The following is a 15806-nucleotide window of genomic DNA, read 5'->3' on the forward strand; positions in this document are numbered from 1 at the left end:
CATGCGCCCGCTCAGGCGTCCGCCGGGGTCCGGCCCCCGTCCGGGTCGCCGTCGCGCGCCAGCTCGTGCGCCAGGGAGTCGAGCTCGGCGCCGCCGGCCATGAGGCTCGTGAGCTCGCCGAGCGTGATCTCGTCCTTCTCGAACGTGCCCAGGCTGGATCCGCGGTTGAGCAGCAGGAACCGGTCGCCCACCGGGAACGCGTGGTGCGGGTTGTGCGTGATGAAGACCACGCCGAGCCCGCGGTCGCGCGACCGGGCGATGTAGCGGAGCACCACGCCCGACTGCTTGACGCCGAGGGCCGCGGTCGGCTCGTCGAGGATCAGCACCCGGGCGCCGAAGTGCACGGCCCGGGCGATGGCGACGCACTGGCGCTCGCCGCCCGACAGGGTGCCGATGGGCTGGTCGACGTCCCGGAGGTCGATGCCCATCTGCGCGAGCTGCTCGTGCGTGATCGCCTTCATGGCCGCCACGTCGAGACGGCGGAACGGCCCCTTCCCCTTCGTGATCTCGGAGCCGAGGAAGAAGTTCCGCCACACCGGCATGAGCGGCACGACCGCGAGGTCCTGGTAGACGGTCGCGATGCCGGCCTGCAGCGCCTGCCGCGGGGATCCGAGCACGACCGGCTCGCCGTCGAGGAGCATCGTGCCCTCGCTGGGGGTGTGCACGCCCGCGAGCATCTTGATGAAGGTCGACTTGCCGGCGCCGTTGTCGCCGAGCACGCACGTGACCTGGCCGGCCGCGACGATCGTGGAGACGCCCGTGAGCGCGTTGACGGCGCCGTACGACTTGCCGATGTCGCGGACCTCGAGGATGGTCGTGCCGACGGGCGGCAGCGGGGGAGTCGGGCGTCCGCCGGCCTCCTCGGCGGCTCCGGGGACCGCGCCGGCGCGGGGCTCGGCGCCTGCCGTGGGGCTCGTCTCCGTCGTCATCGTCCGCCTCCCGCCCGCGTGCGCACCAGGTTGTTCAGGAGCACGGCCGCGAGGAGCATCACGCCGAGGATCGTGCGGAGCCAGTTCGTGTCCCACTGGGCGAACGTGATGCCCTGGAAGACCATGCCGTAGATGAGCGCGCCGAGCGCCGCGCCGATGGCCGAGCCGAAGCCGCCCGTGAGCAGGCACCCGCCGACGACCGCGCAGATGATGTAGATGAACTCCTGGCCGACGCCCGTGTTCGCCTGCACCGTGGAGGTGCGGAACAGCGAGATCATGCCGACGAGCCAGGCCGCGCCCGCCGTCCCCATGAAGAGGCCGACCTTGGTCTTGAGCACCGGGACGCCCACCTGGCGGGCGGACTCCTTGGCGCCGCCGACCGCGAAGATCCAGTTGCCGGCGCGCGTGCGCAGCAGGATCCAGGTGGCGACCGCCGCGACGAGGAACCACCACAGCACCGAGACGTAGAAGTTGCCGCCGCCGATCTCGAGCGACGAGCCGAAGATCGGCTGGATCTGCTCGTACGACGGCACCTTCGTCATGCCCTGGATCGCGACCTGGCCGGTGATCAGCTTGGTCACCGCGAGGTCGACGCCCGCGAGCGCGAAGAACGTGCCGAGCGTGACGATGAAGCTCGGCAGCCCCGTCTTCATGACGAGGAAGCCGTTGAGCGCGCCGATCGCGAGGGCCGCCGCGAGCGAGACGACGACCGCGACCCAGATGCTCAGGCCGTAGTGCGAGGTGAGGATGCCGACCACGAGGGCCGAGAACCCCGTCATGACGCCGGCGGAGAGGTCGAACTCGCCGCCGATCATGAGCATCGCGACGGCGACCGCCATGATCCCGAAGGTCGAGGCCGACTCGAGCCACACGCCCGCGCCGGCGAGGGTGAGGAACTGCGGCGTGTAGAGGGAGAAGAACACGAGCACGGCGAGGGCGGCGACGAGGGCGCCGATCTCGGGTCGGGCGAGGATCTTCCGGATGGGCCTGTCCTCGAGGCGCGGCCTCGTGGCGATCGTCACGATGTCCGTCGTGGTCAACGCGTGCTCCTTCGGTGAGGGGTGCGGTGCGGGGGTGCGGGGGAGGGGCGGATGCGGCGGGCCGGACGCGTCGGGTGCGCCCGGCCCGGCCGCCTAGCGGGTGCCGTTCTTCGCGAACTCGGCGACCTGCGCCGCGTTGTCCTTCGTCACGAACGCGGGACCCGAGTACACGGGCTGGCCGCCGCCGATGACGTTGCCGTTCGTGGCGTAGAGGTCGAGCGCCGTGACGCCGAGGAAGCCCTGCACGTACGGCTGCTGGTCGACCGCGAAGAGGACCGAGCCGGACTCGACCGCGCTCACGACGTCCTCCGACAGGTCGAACGTGCCGATCTGGGCCTTCGAGCCCGACTCGTCGACGGCGCCCACCGCGTCGATCGCGTACTGGCCGCCGAGCGTGAGCACGCCGTCGATGGACGGATCCGCCTGGAGCTTCGACTTGATGGTCGCCTTCACGTCGGCGTCGTTCGTGCCGTCCACCTGGAGGTTCGCCATCTGCCCGGGGAAGGCGCTCGCCGCGGACGCGCAGCGCTCCTCGAGGCCCACGTTGCCGGCCTCCTGGATCACGCAGAGCACGTTCGCGAGGCCCGCGTCGCCGAGCCGCTTGCCGACCGCCTCGCCCGCGACCGTCTCGCTCTGGCCGACGTGCGTGAGGGCGCCGAACTCGGCCGAGCGCTCGATGCCGGAGTTGATCGTGACGACGGGGATGCCGGCGGCGACGGCCTTCTCGACGCTGTCCTTCACGCCGTCGGGGTTCGCCATGGACACGACGAGCCCGTCCACCTTCTGCGCGACGGCGTTGTCGATGAGCTGGGACTGCTTGGCGGGATCCGGGTCGGCGTTGTAGGTGATGGTCGCGCCGTCGTCCGCGCCCGCCTTCTCGGCGCCGGACTTGACGCGGTCCCAGAAGGCGTCGCCCGGGCCGGAGTGCGTGACGACCGCGAAGGTGAGGTCCCCGCCGCCGCTGCCGCCGCCCGCGGTGGGCGCGGGGTCCTGGCCGGTGCCCGCGCACGAGGTGAGGAGGAGGCCCGCCGCGACCGCGAGGCCGAGGGGGGCGAGGAATCGGTTCTTCATCGAATGCTCCTTGTCGGGCGGACGCCCGGCGAGGCGGGGTCCTGGACGTCGTCGTCGGGGCGATCCTCGACCCGCGTGACGCCGTTTGTCAACACATGCTGACAAGACGTACGCTCGGGAGCGCCCGCCATCGTCGTCAGGAGCCGCATGACCGACCCGACCCTTCAGTCTGCCCTCTCCTCGGCGTCGTCCCCCGCGCCGGGGGCGCCCCCGACGCCCGCGGCGCCCCCGCGGAGGCGCGTCGGCGTCGGCCTCGTGTCCGTCGGCTGGATGGGCCGACTGCACACCCGCGCGTACCGCGCCGTCCGCGAGCACTATCCGGAGCTGCCCGTGGACGTGCGCCTGGTCGCGGCCGCGGACCCCGACGACGGGGTCCGCGCGCACGCCCGCGACGTGCTCGGCTACGCGCGCACGAGCCCCGCGTACCGCGACGTGATCGGGGATCCCGAGGTCGACGTCGTCTCCATCTGCGCGCCCAACGCGCTCCACCGGGAGGTCGCGCTCGCCGCGGCGGAGGCGGGCAAGCCCTTCTGGATCGAGAAGCCCATGGGCCGCTCGGCCGCGGAGTCGCGCGACATCGCGCGCGCGGCCGCCGACGCCGGGCTCGTCACCGCCGTGGGCTTCAACTACCGGCACGCGCCCGCCGTGTCCCGGGCCCGTGAGCTCGTCCGCGGCGGCGCGATCGGGCGGGTCACGAACGTGCGCGTGCGGCTCCTCGCGGACTACTCCGCGGATCCGCTCGGCGCGCTCACCTGGCGCTTCCGGCGCGACCGGGCCGGATCGGGGGTCCTGGGAGACCTGCTCTCGCACGGCGCCGACCTGGCGCAGCTCGTGGCCGGGCGGATCGCGTCGGTCACGGGCCTCACCGAGACGGTGATCCGCGAGCGGCCGCTCCCCACCTCGGCAGCGGCCGGGCACTTCTCCACGGGCTCGGCCGACCAGCCGCGCGGACGGGTCGAGAACGAGGACATCGCGGCGGTGATCGGCCGGTTCGCGTCCGGCGCGGTCGTCACGCTCGAGGCCAGCCGCGTCGCCGTGGGACCGCGCGCCGAGTACGCCCTCGAGGTCCACGGCACCACGGGCTCGCTCCGCTGGGACTTCGCGCGCCTCAACGAGCTGCAGCTCGCGGACGACCCCAGCGGCTACCGCACCGTGATGGCCGGACCCGGCTTCGGCGACTTCGCGCGCTTCCAGCCGGGCGCCGGCACGGGCATGGGCTTCGACGACCTGAAGACCATCGAGGCGCAGCTGTTCCTCCGCTCGGTGCTCGAGGGGCGGCAGCTCGCGCCGTCGGCGGCCGACGCCTGGGCGGCCGCGGAGATCGTCGACGCGGTCGAGCGCAGCGACGCGAGCGGATCCTGGGAGGCCGTCGCCGAGGTCGAGGGGGCCACGACCTACGACGCGTGACGCGGTGCCCGCCGCGCGCTGCCGGCCGCGCCCGGGTCAGGCCGCGCCCGGTCAGAGCGCGCCGGGATCAGAGCGCGACCGGCACCGCCACCCGCTCGACGGCCGAGCGCTGCGCGGCGTCGGCGAGCACGAGCGCCGCGCGGCCGTCCTCGAACGTGGGGCTGTCGGACTCCTCGCCGCGGGCCAGGCGGATGAAGGCGCGCAGCTCCGCGACGTACGCGGCGGCGTAGCGCTCGAGGAAGAAGTCCTGGTAGGGCGGCTTGCCTTCGACGCTCGTCGCGGTCGAGACGCTGACGAGGCTCGTGAGCGCGTTCGCGACCTGGAGGGATCCGCGCGAGCCGAACGCCTCGATCCGCTGGTCGTAGCCGACCGCGCTGTGCCGCGAGTTCGTGATGACCACGAGCGCGCCGGTGGAGGCCCGGAGCGTCACGACGGCCGTGTCGAAGTCGCCGTGCTCGCGGGCGCCGGGGTCGAAGGTCGTGGATCCCGTCGCCTGCACCTCGACGATGTCCGGCAGGAAGAAGCGCGCCATGTCGAGGTCGTGGATGGTCATGTCGCGGAAGATCCCGCCCGAGACGCCCACGTACGCGGCGGGCGGCGCGGACGGGTCGCGGCTCACGATCGAGAGCTGCTCCAGCTCGCCGACCTCGCCGGCCGCCACGCGGGCGCGCGCCTCCGCGAAGGCCGGGTCGAACCGCCGGTTGAAGCCGAGCGCGACGGGCACGCCGGCGGAGCGCACGCGGGGGAGGAGCGCGTCGACCCGGGCGATGTCGAGGTCGATGGGCTTCTCGCAGAGCACGGGCAGGCCGTGGTCGATCGCCGCGGCGATGAGGTCGACGTGCGTGGGCGTGGGCGACGCGATGAGCACGGCGTCGACGCCGCCGGACGCCATCATCTCGGCCGCGTCCGCGGTGACCCGGCCGCCGAGGCGCGCGGAGAGCGCGTGGGCGCCGTCGACGAAGGGGTCGCAGATCCAGGAGAGCTCGGCATCCGGGTCCGCGGCGATGTTCGCGGCGTGGACCTGGCCGATGCGGCCGGTGCCGATCAGGCCGAAGCGCAGGGGGGTCGTGGTCATGGCGGCGTCCTCGTGTCTCGTGGTGGTCGTGCGCGCGGGGGCGCGGGGCGGATCGGGCGGGCGGCTCAGGCCCAGGTGCGGAGCGCCTCGCGGTTGACCCGCTGGTCCTCCGTGCGCTCGGCCCGGAAGCGGCGGATGTCGGCGTCGGGGGCGTTGAGCACGTCCTGCTCCACGACGATCCAGCCGTCGTAGCCCTGCGCCTCGATCGCGGTCATGACGCTCGCGAGGTCGACGTCGCCGCGGCCGAACGCCGCGAACGCGCCCGAGGACCAGACCTCGCGCATGCCGCCGCCGGCCGCGAGCACGCGCCGGAGCTCGGTGCCGTCGACGTCCTTGAGGTGCAGGTGGGTGATCCGCGACCCCCAGCGCGCGACGGCCGCGACCGGGTCGCCGCCCGCGATGACGAGGTGGCCGGTGTCGAGCGTGAGGCCCACGTCGACCGCGTCGAGGAAGCGGTCGACCTCGGCGGGCGACTCCACGAACGTGCCGGCGTGGTGGTGGAAGGTCGGCTCGAAGCCCGCGGCGCGCGTGATCCCGGCGGCGCGCGCGGTGTTGCGGACGAGCCGCGACCAGGCCGCGTCGTCGAGCGGGTCGGCCTCGGCGCCACGGCCCGGGGCGGCGGCGCGCACCGCGGATCCGGCGTCGGCGAGCGTGGGCAGCGGCAGGCGCGCCGGTCCCGCCTCGGACGCCTCCTGGAAGACGCGGAGCGAGGCGTGCAGCTCCGGGAGGGACGCCTCGAACGCGTCGTCGTCGGAGAGGGGGAGCTGGATCCAGCCGCCCGCGAGCTCGAGGCCGGCGCCCGCGAGCCGGTCGCGGAGCTCGCGTCCGCGGCCGAGGTAGCCGACGGGGCCGAGGTCGATGCCCGAGTACCCGGTCTCCGCGAGCGCCTCCACCATGTCGTCGGGCGTCACGACCTCGGCGCCCTCGGGCGTCAGCTCGAACACTCCGAAGCTCACGGGCGCGCCGGCGACGGTCGCCCTCACTCCGCGGATCCCGCGGGTCGGGTCGGGGAGGTCGGGGAGGCCGCGGGTGCGGCGGGGGTGGTGCGGGTCTGGACCATGCGTCGTCGCACTGCTCCTCGGGCCGTCGAGCGCGGATGTTTGTCCTGACGATAGTACGTGGTGCGGCGGCTCCGCCATCGTCCGATCCGCACCGCGCGCGTGCCCCGCGGCTGGCGTCCGGGCGCCCTGCGTGACGGGCGCATGACGACCGGGTGACGATCCGGTCGCGGCCTCCCGCCCGGCCCGCGGCCCGCCTACGCTCGCAGGAGGATCCCCCATGTGGGGGAACCGCGACGCCGAGGGGGACGACGCCATGACCTGCACCGACACCGCACCCGCATCCGGATCCCGGGAGCGCCGATCGGGGCCGGCCCGCCGCATCGCCCGCCCGCTCGCCGTCGCGACGGCGCTGGCGCTCGGCCTCTCCGCGCTCGTCGCGGCGCCGGCCCAGGCCGCGACCGTCTCCATCGCCGACGTGCAGGGCACCGGCAGCGCGACCCCGTTCGCGGGGAAGGCCGTCACCGTCGAGGGCGTCGTGACGGCCGACTACCGCGGGGCGAGCGGCTACGCGGGGCTCGTGATCCAGACCCGCGGCTCCGGCGGGCCCGCCGACGCGACGCCCGGCGCCTCCGACGGGATCTTCGTCTACCTCGCGAGCGCGGACCCGTCCGTCGCGATCGGCGACCTCGTGCGCGTCACGGGCACCGCGTCCGAGCGCCAGGGCCAGACGCAGATCGCCGCGACCGCCACCGACCTCGTCGAGGCCGCCGTCGGCGTCCCGGCCGCGACCGCCCTGCCGGACACGCTCCGCGGCGCCGACCGCGAGTCGCTCGAGAGCATGCTCGTGACGCCCACGGGCGACTACCGCGTCGGATCCGCGCACCAGCTCGACACCTACGGCACCCTCTGGCTGAGCGCCGGCGCCGACCTGCCCGTCAAGGCCACCGATGTCGTGCGCCCGGGCGCCGAGGCCGACCGGATCGCCGCCGACAACCGCGCGCGCCGGCTCCTCCTCGACGACGGCTACAACATCCAGCTCACGAACGCGGCCTACCCCGCGGGCGCGACGCAGCCGTACTACTCGGCCGACCGCGTCGTGCGGAACGGCGACGTCCCGGTCTTCCCGGCGACGCCCTACGTGCTCGCCTACGGCTTCGACGACTGGCGCCTCCAGCCCACGACGCCCCTCACCTCGCTCGACGCGGCCGGCCGCGTGCCGACCTTCACGAGCGCGGACCCGCGGCCCGCGTCCTCGCCCGAGGTGGGCGGCGACGTCCGCATCGCCGGGTTCAACGTCCTCAACTACTTCACGACGCTCGGCCAGCGCGGCGCCGCGACCGCGGAGGAGTTCCAGCGGCAGCGCGCCAAGATCGTCACGGCCATCACCGCCCTCGACGCGCAGGTCGTGACCCTGATGGAGATCGAGAACAGCACCCGCTTCGGCGAGCCGGCCGACACCGCCACGGCCGACCTCGTGCGCGGCCTCAACGACGCGGTCGGGAAGCCGGTGTGGGACTACGTGCGCACGCCCGCCGCGCTGCAGTCGACGCCGACCGACGAGATCCAGAACGCGATCATCTACCGCACGGACGCCGTGACGCCCGTGGGCGCGGCCGCCACGCAGATCGACGAGACCGTGTGGGGCAACGCCCGCGAGCCGATCGCGCAGTCGTTCCGCGGCGGCGACCAGACCTTCACGGTGGTCGCGAACCACCTCAAGTCGAAGTCGGGCTCGGGCACGCAGCCGGCCGACGGCCAGGGCTTCTTCAACGCCGACCGGGTCGCGCAGGCGAAGGCCGTCGCGCGCTTCGCCGCCGAGCTGCAGGCGTCCAGCGGATCCGACCTCCTCTACCTCCTCGGCGACTTCAACGCCTACTCGGAGGAGGACCCGATCCAGGTCCTCCGCGACGCGGGCTTCGTCGACCTGGTGCCCGCGAAGGCCCCCGGGGAGCGCACGTACTCGTTCGACGGCGAGGTCGGATCCCTCGACCACGTGCTCGCGACGCGCACCGGCGCCGACCGCGTCACGGGAGTGGGCGTCTGGGACGTGAACGCGCCCGAGTGGGCCGCGCGCGAGTACGGCGGCGCCGCCACCGACGGATCCAGCGCCTTCCGCTCGAGCGACCACGACCCCGTGAAGGTCGGCCTCGACACCGTGCGCGACGCGTCGACCCTGGTCGGGTACGCCGACCGCCTCCTCGCCCGGAGCGGGCAGCCGGTGCGGTACTCCGTGGCGCTCGCCGCGGGCGCGACCGCGCCGACCGGCCGCGTGCAGGTCCTCGACCGGGGCCGCGCCATCGCCTCCGTCGACCTGACCGCCGCCGACGCGGGACGCGCCACCGTGACCCTGCCGCGCCTGTCCCGCGGCATCCACCTGCTCACCGCGTCGTACGCCGGCGACTCCGCGGCGAAGGGCGCCAGCACGGTCTGGCCGTCGATCGTCCTCGTCTGGTAGACCGTCGGCCGGGCGGGACCCGCGTGGAATGCGCGCGGGTCCCGCCCGGTTGGACCCCCTGACCGCACGAGCGACACGAGAAGAGGACGCACCATGGCCACCACCGAGCTCACCGCAGAGAACTTCGAGAGCATCGTCGACTCCAACGGCATCGTCGTCGTCGACTTCTGGGCCGACTGGTGCGGCCCCTGCAAGCAGTTCGCCCCCGTCTTCGACAAGTCGAGCGAGAAGCACGCCGACATCGTCCACGGCAAGGTCGACACCGAGGCGCAGCAGTTCCTCGCGCAGCAGGCGAACATCTCCGCCATCCCCACGCTCATGATCTTCAAGGACCAGACCCTCATCTTCAGCCAGGCCGGCGCGCTGCCCGCCCCCGCGCTCGAGTCCCTCATCGAGGAGGTGCGCGCCGTCGACGTGGCCGCCCTCAAGGAGCAGGCCGCCGCCGAGGCCGCGCAGGCGACGCCCGGCGCGAGCGCGGACCCGACCGCCATCTGATCCCGCCCGATCCGCTCCGACGGCCCCTCCCCACCCGGGAGGGGCCGTCGTCGTCCCGAGCCCCCGCACCGCCCCCGTCCGCACCGGGGGCCCCGGATACGATTGCCCCGATGACCTCCACCCCTCCCGCTCCTGCCGACGCCGCGCCGTCGTCCCCCGCGCTGGCCCCCGCCCTCGAGCGCCTCGGCACGGTCTTCGGGTACGACGCGTTCCGCGGCGACCAGCAGGAGATCGTCGAGCACGTCATCGGCGGCGGCGACGCCCTGGTGCTCATGCCCACGGGCGGCGGCAAGTCGCTCTGCTACCAGATCCCGAGCCTCGTGCGGGCGGGCACGGGCGTCGTCATCTCGCCGCTCATCGCGCTCATGCAGGACCAGGTCGACGCGCTCCGGGCGGTCGGCGTCAAGGCCGCGTTCCTCAACTCCACGCAGGACCTCGAGACCAGCCGCGAGGTCGAGCGCGCGCTCCTCGCGGGCGACCTCGACCTGCTCTACCTCGCGCCCGAGCGCCTCATCCTCGACCGGATGGGGCGCCTGCTCGACGAGGCGCCCATCGCCCTCTTCGCCATCGATGAGGCGCACTGCGTCTCCCAATGGGGCCACGACTTCCGCAAGGACTACCTCGCGCTCTCCATGCTCCAGGAGCGCTGGCCCGACGTGCCGCGCATCGCGCTCACCGCGACGGCCAACGAGGCCACGCACGCCGACATCACTGCGCGCCTGGGCCTCCAGGACGCGCGCCACTTCGTCTCCTCGTTCGACCGGCCGAACATCCGCTACCGCATCGTGCCCAAGGCGGAACCGCGCAAGCAGCTGGTCGACCTCATCCGGAACGAGCACGCGGGCGACGCGGGCATCGTCTACTGCCTGTCGCGGAAGACCGTGGAGCAGACCGCGGAGGCGCTGAACAAGCAGGGCATCACGGCGCTGCCGTACCACGCGGGCCTCGACGCGGCCGTCCGCCAGCGCAACCAGGCGCGCTTCCTCCGCGAGGACGGCATCGTCATGTGCGCCACCATCGCGTTCGGCATGGGCATCGACAAGCCCGACGTGCGCTTCGTCGCCCACATCGACCTGCCGAAGTCCATCGAGGGCTACTACCAGGAGACCGGGCGCGCGGGCCGCGACGGGCTGCCGTCCACCGCGTGGCTCGCCTACGGCCTGCAGGACGTGGTGCAGCAGCGCCGCATGATCGACCAGTCCGAGGGCGACGCGCAGCACCGCCGGCGGCTCTCCCAGCACCTCGACGCGATGCTCGCCCTCTGCGAGACCGTCGGCTGCCGCCGCGTGCAGCTCCTCCGCTACTTCGGCGAGGAGACGGGTCCGTGCGGCAACTGCGACACGTGCCTCGAGCCCGTCGAGACGTGGGACGCCACGGTGCCGTCGCAGAAGCTGCTGTCCACCATCGTGCGGCTGCAGCGCGAGCGGAACCAGCGCTTCGGGGCCGCGCACCTCATCGACATCCTGCTCGGCAACGAGACCGACCGCGTGCGCCAGCAGGGCCACGACCAGCTCACCACGTTCGGCATCGGCGGCGAGCTCACCGACGTGCAGTGGCGCGGCGTCGTCCGCCAGCTGCTCGCCCAGGGCCTCCTCGGCGTGAGCGACGACGGCTACGGCACCCTCGTCATCACGGCGGGCAGCGGCGACGTGCTCACGGGCGCCCGGAAGGTGCCCATGCGGCAGGAGCCCGAGCGCATCGTGCGCGGCCGCGGCACCCGCACCACCCGGGCCAAGGGCGGCCAGGTGGTCGACCTGCCGGAGGAGGCGCAGGGGCTCTTCGAGGCCCTCCGCGCCTGGCGCTCGGAGCAGGCGAAGGAGCAGGGCGTGCCCGCGTACGTGGTGTTCGCCGACGTCACCCTGCGCGAGGTCGCCACGGTGCGCCCGCAGGACCTCGGGCAGCTCGCCGGCATCACGGGCGTGGGCCAGAAGAAGCTCGACACCTACGGCGAGGGGCTCCTCGCGGTGGTGCGTGCGGAGGGCACCGCGGCCGACTGAGCCGCGGGATCGGCCGCCCGCGGGTCGCCTCGCCGACGGTGACGCACCGCCCCCGATCCGCATGAGGCCGGGGATCGGGCCGCGCGGCCGGGGAGGCGCCCGGGGGAGAGTGACCCGGTCCCGAGCCTCGAGGGCTGCGGGACCGAGCCGCGCACACGACCGACTTTTACCCGAAGACCGGTCCGGCGCTGGCGGGACAGCTCACCCGAAGAGCTGTCGCCGTTGCCCACGATCGTACTGGTCCGTCCGCGGGGCCCGGCGCGGGTTGTGGGGAGTCGACGATGGCGCTAGCGGAGCGTGCAAGCGCCGGCCGGCGCTCGGTCGCGCTCGTGTAAACAGCGTGTAACAGGAGGCCGCAGACGCTTCATCCCCATTGCCAACACCTGCTGGCGTATTTGTAATATGTCACCTACCACCGGCTGCCCGAGGCCGGGCGAGGGAGCGAGATGGCAGTGACAGGAGCTCGAGCGCACGCGACCGGCGACATCGCCGGCCGTCCCGCGGTGGATCCCACCACGGGCCGCCGCCGCCCGCTCGGATCCTCCGCCGTCACCCTCGAGGCCGGCCTCCTCGCCAGCTGGCAGGAGCGCAACCGCACGCGCACCATCCCGCACGCCATCGCGTCCATGACCGCGGCCGGCAACCTCGACGACCTCCGCGCCGCGGTCGACGGCCCGGGGGAGCGGCCCGTCCCGCGGTACCCGTTCCTCGACACCGACGTCTACAAGACCCTCGAGGGCATCGCCTACGAGGTGGGCCGCGGCACGGCGGACGCCGCGTCCCGCGCCTTCCTCGCCGAGGCGGTCGACGTGCTCGAGCGCGTGCAGGCGGACGACGGGTACGTCGGCTCCTTCGTGCAGCGTCCCGAATCCGACCGCGAGCCCTGGACCGACCTGGCCTGGGGCCACGAGCTCTACAACCTCGGGCACCTCATCCAGGCCGCCGTCGCCGACTCCCGCCAGGGCGGCGACGGCCGGCTCCTCGCCGTCGCCCGCCGGTTCGCCGACGCCGCGGTCCGCGAGTTCGGCGACGGCGGCCGCGCCGAGGTGTGCGGGCATCCCGAGGTCGAGATGGCGCTCGTCGAGCTGTACCGCGAGACGGGGGAGTGCACGTACCTCGACCTCGCGTCCGCCTTCGTGGACCGCCGCGGGCACGGCACGGTCGCCACCCGGATCTTCCCGGCCGAGTACTTCCAGGACGCGCACCCGTTCCGCGAGATGCCGGCCGTCACGGGCCACGCCGTGCGGATGGCCTACCTCGCGGCCGGCGCCACCGACGTGGCGACGGAGACGGGCGACGCGGAGCTGCTCGCCGCGTCCGTCCGCCTCTTCGACGACGCGGTGCGCACGCGCCTCTACGTGACCGGCGGCCTCGGCAGCCGCCACTCGGACGAGGCCATCGGCGACGCCTACGAGCTGCCGAGCGAGCGCTCCTACAGCGAGACGTGCGCCGCGATCGCCGTGATGCAGTGGGCCTGGCGCCTCTTCCTCGCGACGGGCGAGCCGCGCTTCCTCGACGCGCACGAGACCGTGCTGCTCAACGCCTACGCGGTCGGCCTCTCCGCCGACGGCACGGCCTTCTTCTACGACAACCCGCTCCAGCGCCGCCCCGACCACCACGCGCAGTCCGGCGCCGAGACCGAGGGCGAGCTGATGCGCCGCCCGTGGTTCACCTGCCCGTGCTGCCCGCCGAACATCGTGCGCTGGATGAGCGAGCTGCAGGACCACGTGGCGGTGCGCGACGGGGACGACCTCGTGATCGCGCATCCCACGGCGTGCGTCATCCGCACCGACGCGGTCGACGTCCGCGTGACGACCGCGTACCCGTGGGACGGCGCCGTGCGCGTCGAGGTGCTGCGCGCATCCGGCGCCGAGAGCGGCATCGTGATCCGCCGCCCGGGCTGGTGCCGGTCCGCGACCGCGGTCGTGCAGGGCGCCGACGGGTCCACCGCCGAGGTCGACGCGGAGGCCGACGACCGGTGGATCCGCGCCACCCGCGCCTGGGCCGTCGGCGACGCGATCGTGGTCGAGCTCGACATGCCGGTGCGCGCCCTCGGATCCCACCCGCACCTCGACGCCACGCGCGGGAGCCTCGCGGTCGCCCGCGGACCCGTGGTCTACGCCGTCGAGCAGGAGGACGCGGGCGCGCCCGTCGACGACCTGCTCCTCGACCCGCGCGACCTGGCGGGGGCGCGGACCGTTCCACTGCCGATCGCCGCGCCGTGGGGTCCTGTCGCCGACACCCCTGCCGCCGACGCGGCTGCCGCCGACGCGGCTGCCGCCGACGCGGCTGCCGCCGACGCGGCTGCCGCCGATCCCGCCGCGCCCGGCCTCGCGCTCGCCGTGCGCCTCCGACGTTCCGCCCCCGCCCCGGACGAGCTCTACCCCGAGGTCGTCCCCGGCACCCCCGCCCCCGCCGCATCGGCCGACCCCGTCGACGCGGTCCTCGTGCCCTACGCCCTCTGGGGCAACCGGGCGCCGGGGGCCATGCGGGTCTGGATCCGCGCGGCCGACCCCGGCTGACCCGCCTCCCGCGCGCCGCCCGGATCCACCCGACCCGGGACGGTCACGCGCACCCCCTCCCTCCCATCGCACGACCCCGTCCGTCACTCCCCACCCGGCGCGCTCCGGCCGCCATCCACGAAACGAGAGTCCGATGAACAGACGAATCACCGCCGTCGGGCTGGCCGTCGCCGCCAGCCTCGCCCTCAGCTCCTGCGCCGGCGCCGGCGGCAAGGCCGCCGCCGACATCACCGGCCCCGCCGACACCGGCGGCACCATGCACGTCCTGCAGGTCTCGGACTTCCCGCACCTGGATCCCGCGATGGGCTACGAGACCGACCTCGCGGACGTCTACCGGCTCATCTACCGCACGCTCACCACGACCACCGGCAAGGACGGCGCGACCATCGCGCCCGACCTCGCGACCGACACCGGCACCCCCAACGACGACGACACCGTCTGGACCTTCACGCTCAAGGACGGCCTGAAGTTCGAGGACGGCTCCCCGATCACGAGCCAGTCCATGAAGTTCGGCGTGGAGCGGTCGTTCGACAAGGCGCTGGCCATCGGCTCGCCCTACGCCCGCATGTACCTCCAGGGCGGCGACAGCTACGAGGGCCCGTACGTCTCGGGCGACCTGCCCTCCATCGAGACCCCCGACGAGAAGACGATCGTCTTCCACCTGAACCGCTCCGTGCCGGAGTTCGCGAGCGTCACCGCGCAGAGCACGTTCGTGCCGTTCCCGGTGGACAAGGACCGCGTCACCGTCACGAGCGTGGACCAGCAGCCCATCTCCTCCGGCCCGTACAAGGTGAGCAGCCGGACGCCCGGCCAGTCCCTCACGCTCGTGCGCAACCCCGAGTGGGACGCGTCCACCGACGAGGTCAGGACCGCCAAGCCGGACGAGTGGGACTTCACGATGGGGCTCGACCAGGCCACCATCGACGAGCGCATGATCGCCGGACAGGGCGACGACGCGAACGCCATCGCCTACGGGATCACCGCGGCGTCGGTCTCCCGCATCCAGACGCCGCAGATCAAGGCGCGCACCGTCTCGGGCGACAGCGGCTGCACCACGTACCTCGCGCTCAACACGACGAAGCCGCACCTCGGCGACGTGCGCGTGCGCCAGGCCATCGCCTACGCCGTGGACAAGAAGTCGCTCGCCGACGTGGCCGGCGGCCCCATGATCGCGGAGCCCGCGTCGACGATCCTCACCCGCAGCGTGCCGGGTCACAAGGACTTCGACCTCTACCCCAGCACCGACAGCTCGGGCGACGTCGACAAGGCGAAGGCGCTCCTCGCCGAGGCGGGCCTCGCGGACGGCTTCTCGATCACGCTCGACGTGGCCAGCGTGCCCACCTCGCAGAAGGCGGCGGAGGCGCTCCAGCAGTCCCTCGCCCGTGTCGGCATCACCGTCGCGATCAACCTCCTCGACACGGCGACCTACAACGAGACCATCGCCACCACCTCGCAGCAGCACGACGCGGCCGAGGCCGGCTGGTGCCCCGACTGGAACTCCGCCAGCACGGTGCTCCCCATCCTCTTCGACGGACGCCAGATCCCCGAGAAGGGCAACAGCAACCTGTCGCAGATCAACGATCCCGCGATCAACGCGAAGATCGACGAGGTCTCGGCCATGACCGACCTCCAGGCCGCGGACGCCGCGTGGGGCGACCTCGACGAGCAGGTGCAGCAGCTGGCACCCGTGGTGCCGCTCCTCTACGGCCAGGCCGTCCTCGTGCTGGGGCAGAACGTGCGGAACGCGTACTCGAGCCCCATCTACAACGGAGGCCCGGACTTCGCCACCATCGGCCTCCACACGGGGAAGTAGG

General features: G+C 73.7%; 11 protein-coding genes. 6 read left to right on the top strand and 5 right to left on the bottom strand.

Annotation, left to right across the window (positions count from 1 at the left end):
* Positions 1 to 11: 11 nt before the first annotated feature.
* From FGG90_RS15165 to FGG90_RS15175, 3 genes are all read right to left on the bottom strand, one after another.
* The gene (locus tag FGG90_RS15165; RefSeq protein WP_094126241.1) at positions 12 to 929 is read right to left on the bottom strand and encodes an ATP-binding cassette domain-containing protein; all 918 of its coding nucleotides are present in this window, start codon (positions 927 to 929) and stop codon (positions 12 to 14) included.
* Positions 926 to 1969 (bottom strand): ABC transporter permease, encoded by a 1044-nt coding sequence (locus tag FGG90_RS15170; RefSeq protein WP_094126240.1) that lies wholly within the window; start codon positions 1967 to 1969, stop codon positions 926 to 928. The genes FGG90_RS15165 and FGG90_RS15170 overlap by 4 nt, the downstream gene beginning before the upstream one ends.
* Before the next feature lie 93 nt (positions 1970 to 2062).
* Positions 2063 to 3040, bottom strand: coding sequence for a sugar ABC transporter substrate-binding protein (locus FGG90_RS15175; protein WP_094126239.1), 978 nt, complete (start codon positions 3038 to 3040; stop codon positions 2063 to 2065).
* Positions 3041 to 3310: 270 nt separating this feature from the next.
* Between FGG90_RS15175 and FGG90_RS15180 the strand changes: the two genes are divergently transcribed.
* Positions 3311 to 4447 (top strand): Gfo/Idh/MocA family protein, encoded by a 1137-nt coding sequence (locus FGG90_RS15180; RefSeq protein ID WP_237583586.1) that lies wholly within the window; start codon positions 3311 to 3313, stop codon positions 4445 to 4447.
* 67 nt (positions 4448 to 4514) lie between these two features.
* Here FGG90_RS15180 and iolG read toward each other — a convergent pair whose 3' ends face one another.
* Both iolG and FGG90_RS15190 read right to left on the bottom strand, forming a co-directional pair.
* Positions 4515 to 5522, bottom strand: a complete 1008-nt coding sequence (gene iolG / locus FGG90_RS15185) for an inositol 2-dehydrogenase (RefSeq protein ID WP_094126237.1) — start codon at positions 5520 to 5522, stop codon at positions 4515 to 4517.
* 65 nt (positions 5523 to 5587) lie between these two features.
* Positions 5588 to 6478 carry a sugar phosphate isomerase/epimerase family protein gene (locus FGG90_RS15190; protein WP_237583463.1) on the bottom strand — a complete coding sequence of 297 codons (891 nt, stop codon included), beginning with the start codon at positions 6476 to 6478 and terminating at the stop codon, positions 5588 to 5590.
* A gap of 322 nt (positions 6479 to 6800) precedes the next feature.
* On the opposite strand from FGG90_RS15190, the gene FGG90_RS15195 reads away from it, so the two are divergent.
* From FGG90_RS15195 to FGG90_RS15215, 5 genes are all read left to right on the top strand, one after another.
* Entirely contained in the window at positions 6801 to 8978 is a 2178-nt protein-coding gene (locus FGG90_RS15195; RefSeq protein ID WP_237583464.1) for an ExeM/NucH family extracellular endonuclease, read from the top strand.
* Positions 8979 to 9071: 93 nt separating this feature from the next.
* Positions 9072 to 9473, top strand: coding sequence for a thioredoxin (gene trxA / locus FGG90_RS15200; protein ID WP_012037481.1), 402 nt, complete (start codon positions 9072 to 9074; stop codon positions 9471 to 9473).
* Between the two features lie 110 nt (positions 9474 to 9583).
* Positions 9584 to 11470 carry a DNA helicase RecQ gene (gene recQ, locus FGG90_RS15205; protein WP_094126235.1) on the top strand — a complete coding sequence of 629 codons (1887 nt, stop codon included), beginning with the start codon at positions 9584 to 9586 and terminating at the stop codon, positions 11468 to 11470.
* A gap of 446 nt (positions 11471 to 11916) precedes the next feature.
* On the top strand, positions 11917 to 13992 hold the full coding sequence (locus FGG90_RS15210) for a glycoside hydrolase family 127 protein (RefSeq protein WP_094126234.1): 2076 nt from the start codon (positions 11917 to 11919) through the stop codon (positions 13990 to 13992).
* A 133-nt stretch (positions 13993 to 14125) separates the two neighbouring features.
* Positions 14126 to 15805 (top strand): ABC transporter substrate-binding protein, encoded by a 1680-nt coding sequence (locus FGG90_RS15215; RefSeq protein WP_094126233.1) that lies wholly within the window; start codon positions 14126 to 14128, stop codon positions 15803 to 15805.
* The last annotated feature ends 1 nt before the right edge of the window (position 15806 follow it).

Origin of the sequence: Clavibacter michiganensis subsp. tessellarius, assembly GCF_021922985.1 — a bacterium.
Taxonomy (GTDB): domain Bacteria; phylum Actinomycetota; class Actinomycetes; order Actinomycetales; family Microbacteriaceae; genus Clavibacter; species Clavibacter tessellarius.

Coding starts and splice junctions, on each gene's coding strand:
- FGG90_RS15165 (WP_094126241.1), bottom strand. CDS start 929: ATGACGACGGAGACGAGCCCCACGGCAGGCGCCGAGCCCCGCGCCGGC.
- FGG90_RS15175 (WP_094126239.1), bottom strand. CDS start 3,040: ATGAAGAACCGATTCCTCGCCCCCCTCGGCCTCGCGGTCGCGGCGGGC.
- FGG90_RS15180 (WP_237583586.1), top strand. CDS start 3,311: ATGGGCCGACTGCACACCCGCGCGTACCGCGCCGTCCGCGAGCACTAT.
- iolG (WP_094126237.1), bottom strand. CDS start 5,522: ATGACCACGACCCCCCTGCGCTTCGGCCTGATCGGCACCGGCCGCATC.
- FGG90_RS15195 (WP_237583464.1), top strand. CDS start 6,801: ATGTGGGGGAACCGCGACGCCGAGGGGGACGACGCCATGACCTGCACC.
- trxA (WP_012037481.1), top strand. CDS start 9,072: ATGGCCACCACCGAGCTCACCGCAGAGAACTTCGAGAGCATCGTCGAC.
- recQ (WP_094126235.1), top strand. CDS start 9,584: ATGACCTCCACCCCTCCCGCTCCTGCCGACGCCGCGCCGTCGTCCCCC.
- FGG90_RS15210 (WP_094126234.1), top strand. CDS start 11,917: ATGGCAGTGACAGGAGCTCGAGCGCACGCGACCGGCGACATCGCCGGC.
- FGG90_RS15215 (WP_094126233.1), top strand. CDS start 14,126: ATGAACAGACGAATCACCGCCGTCGGGCTGGCCGTCGCCGCCAGCCTC.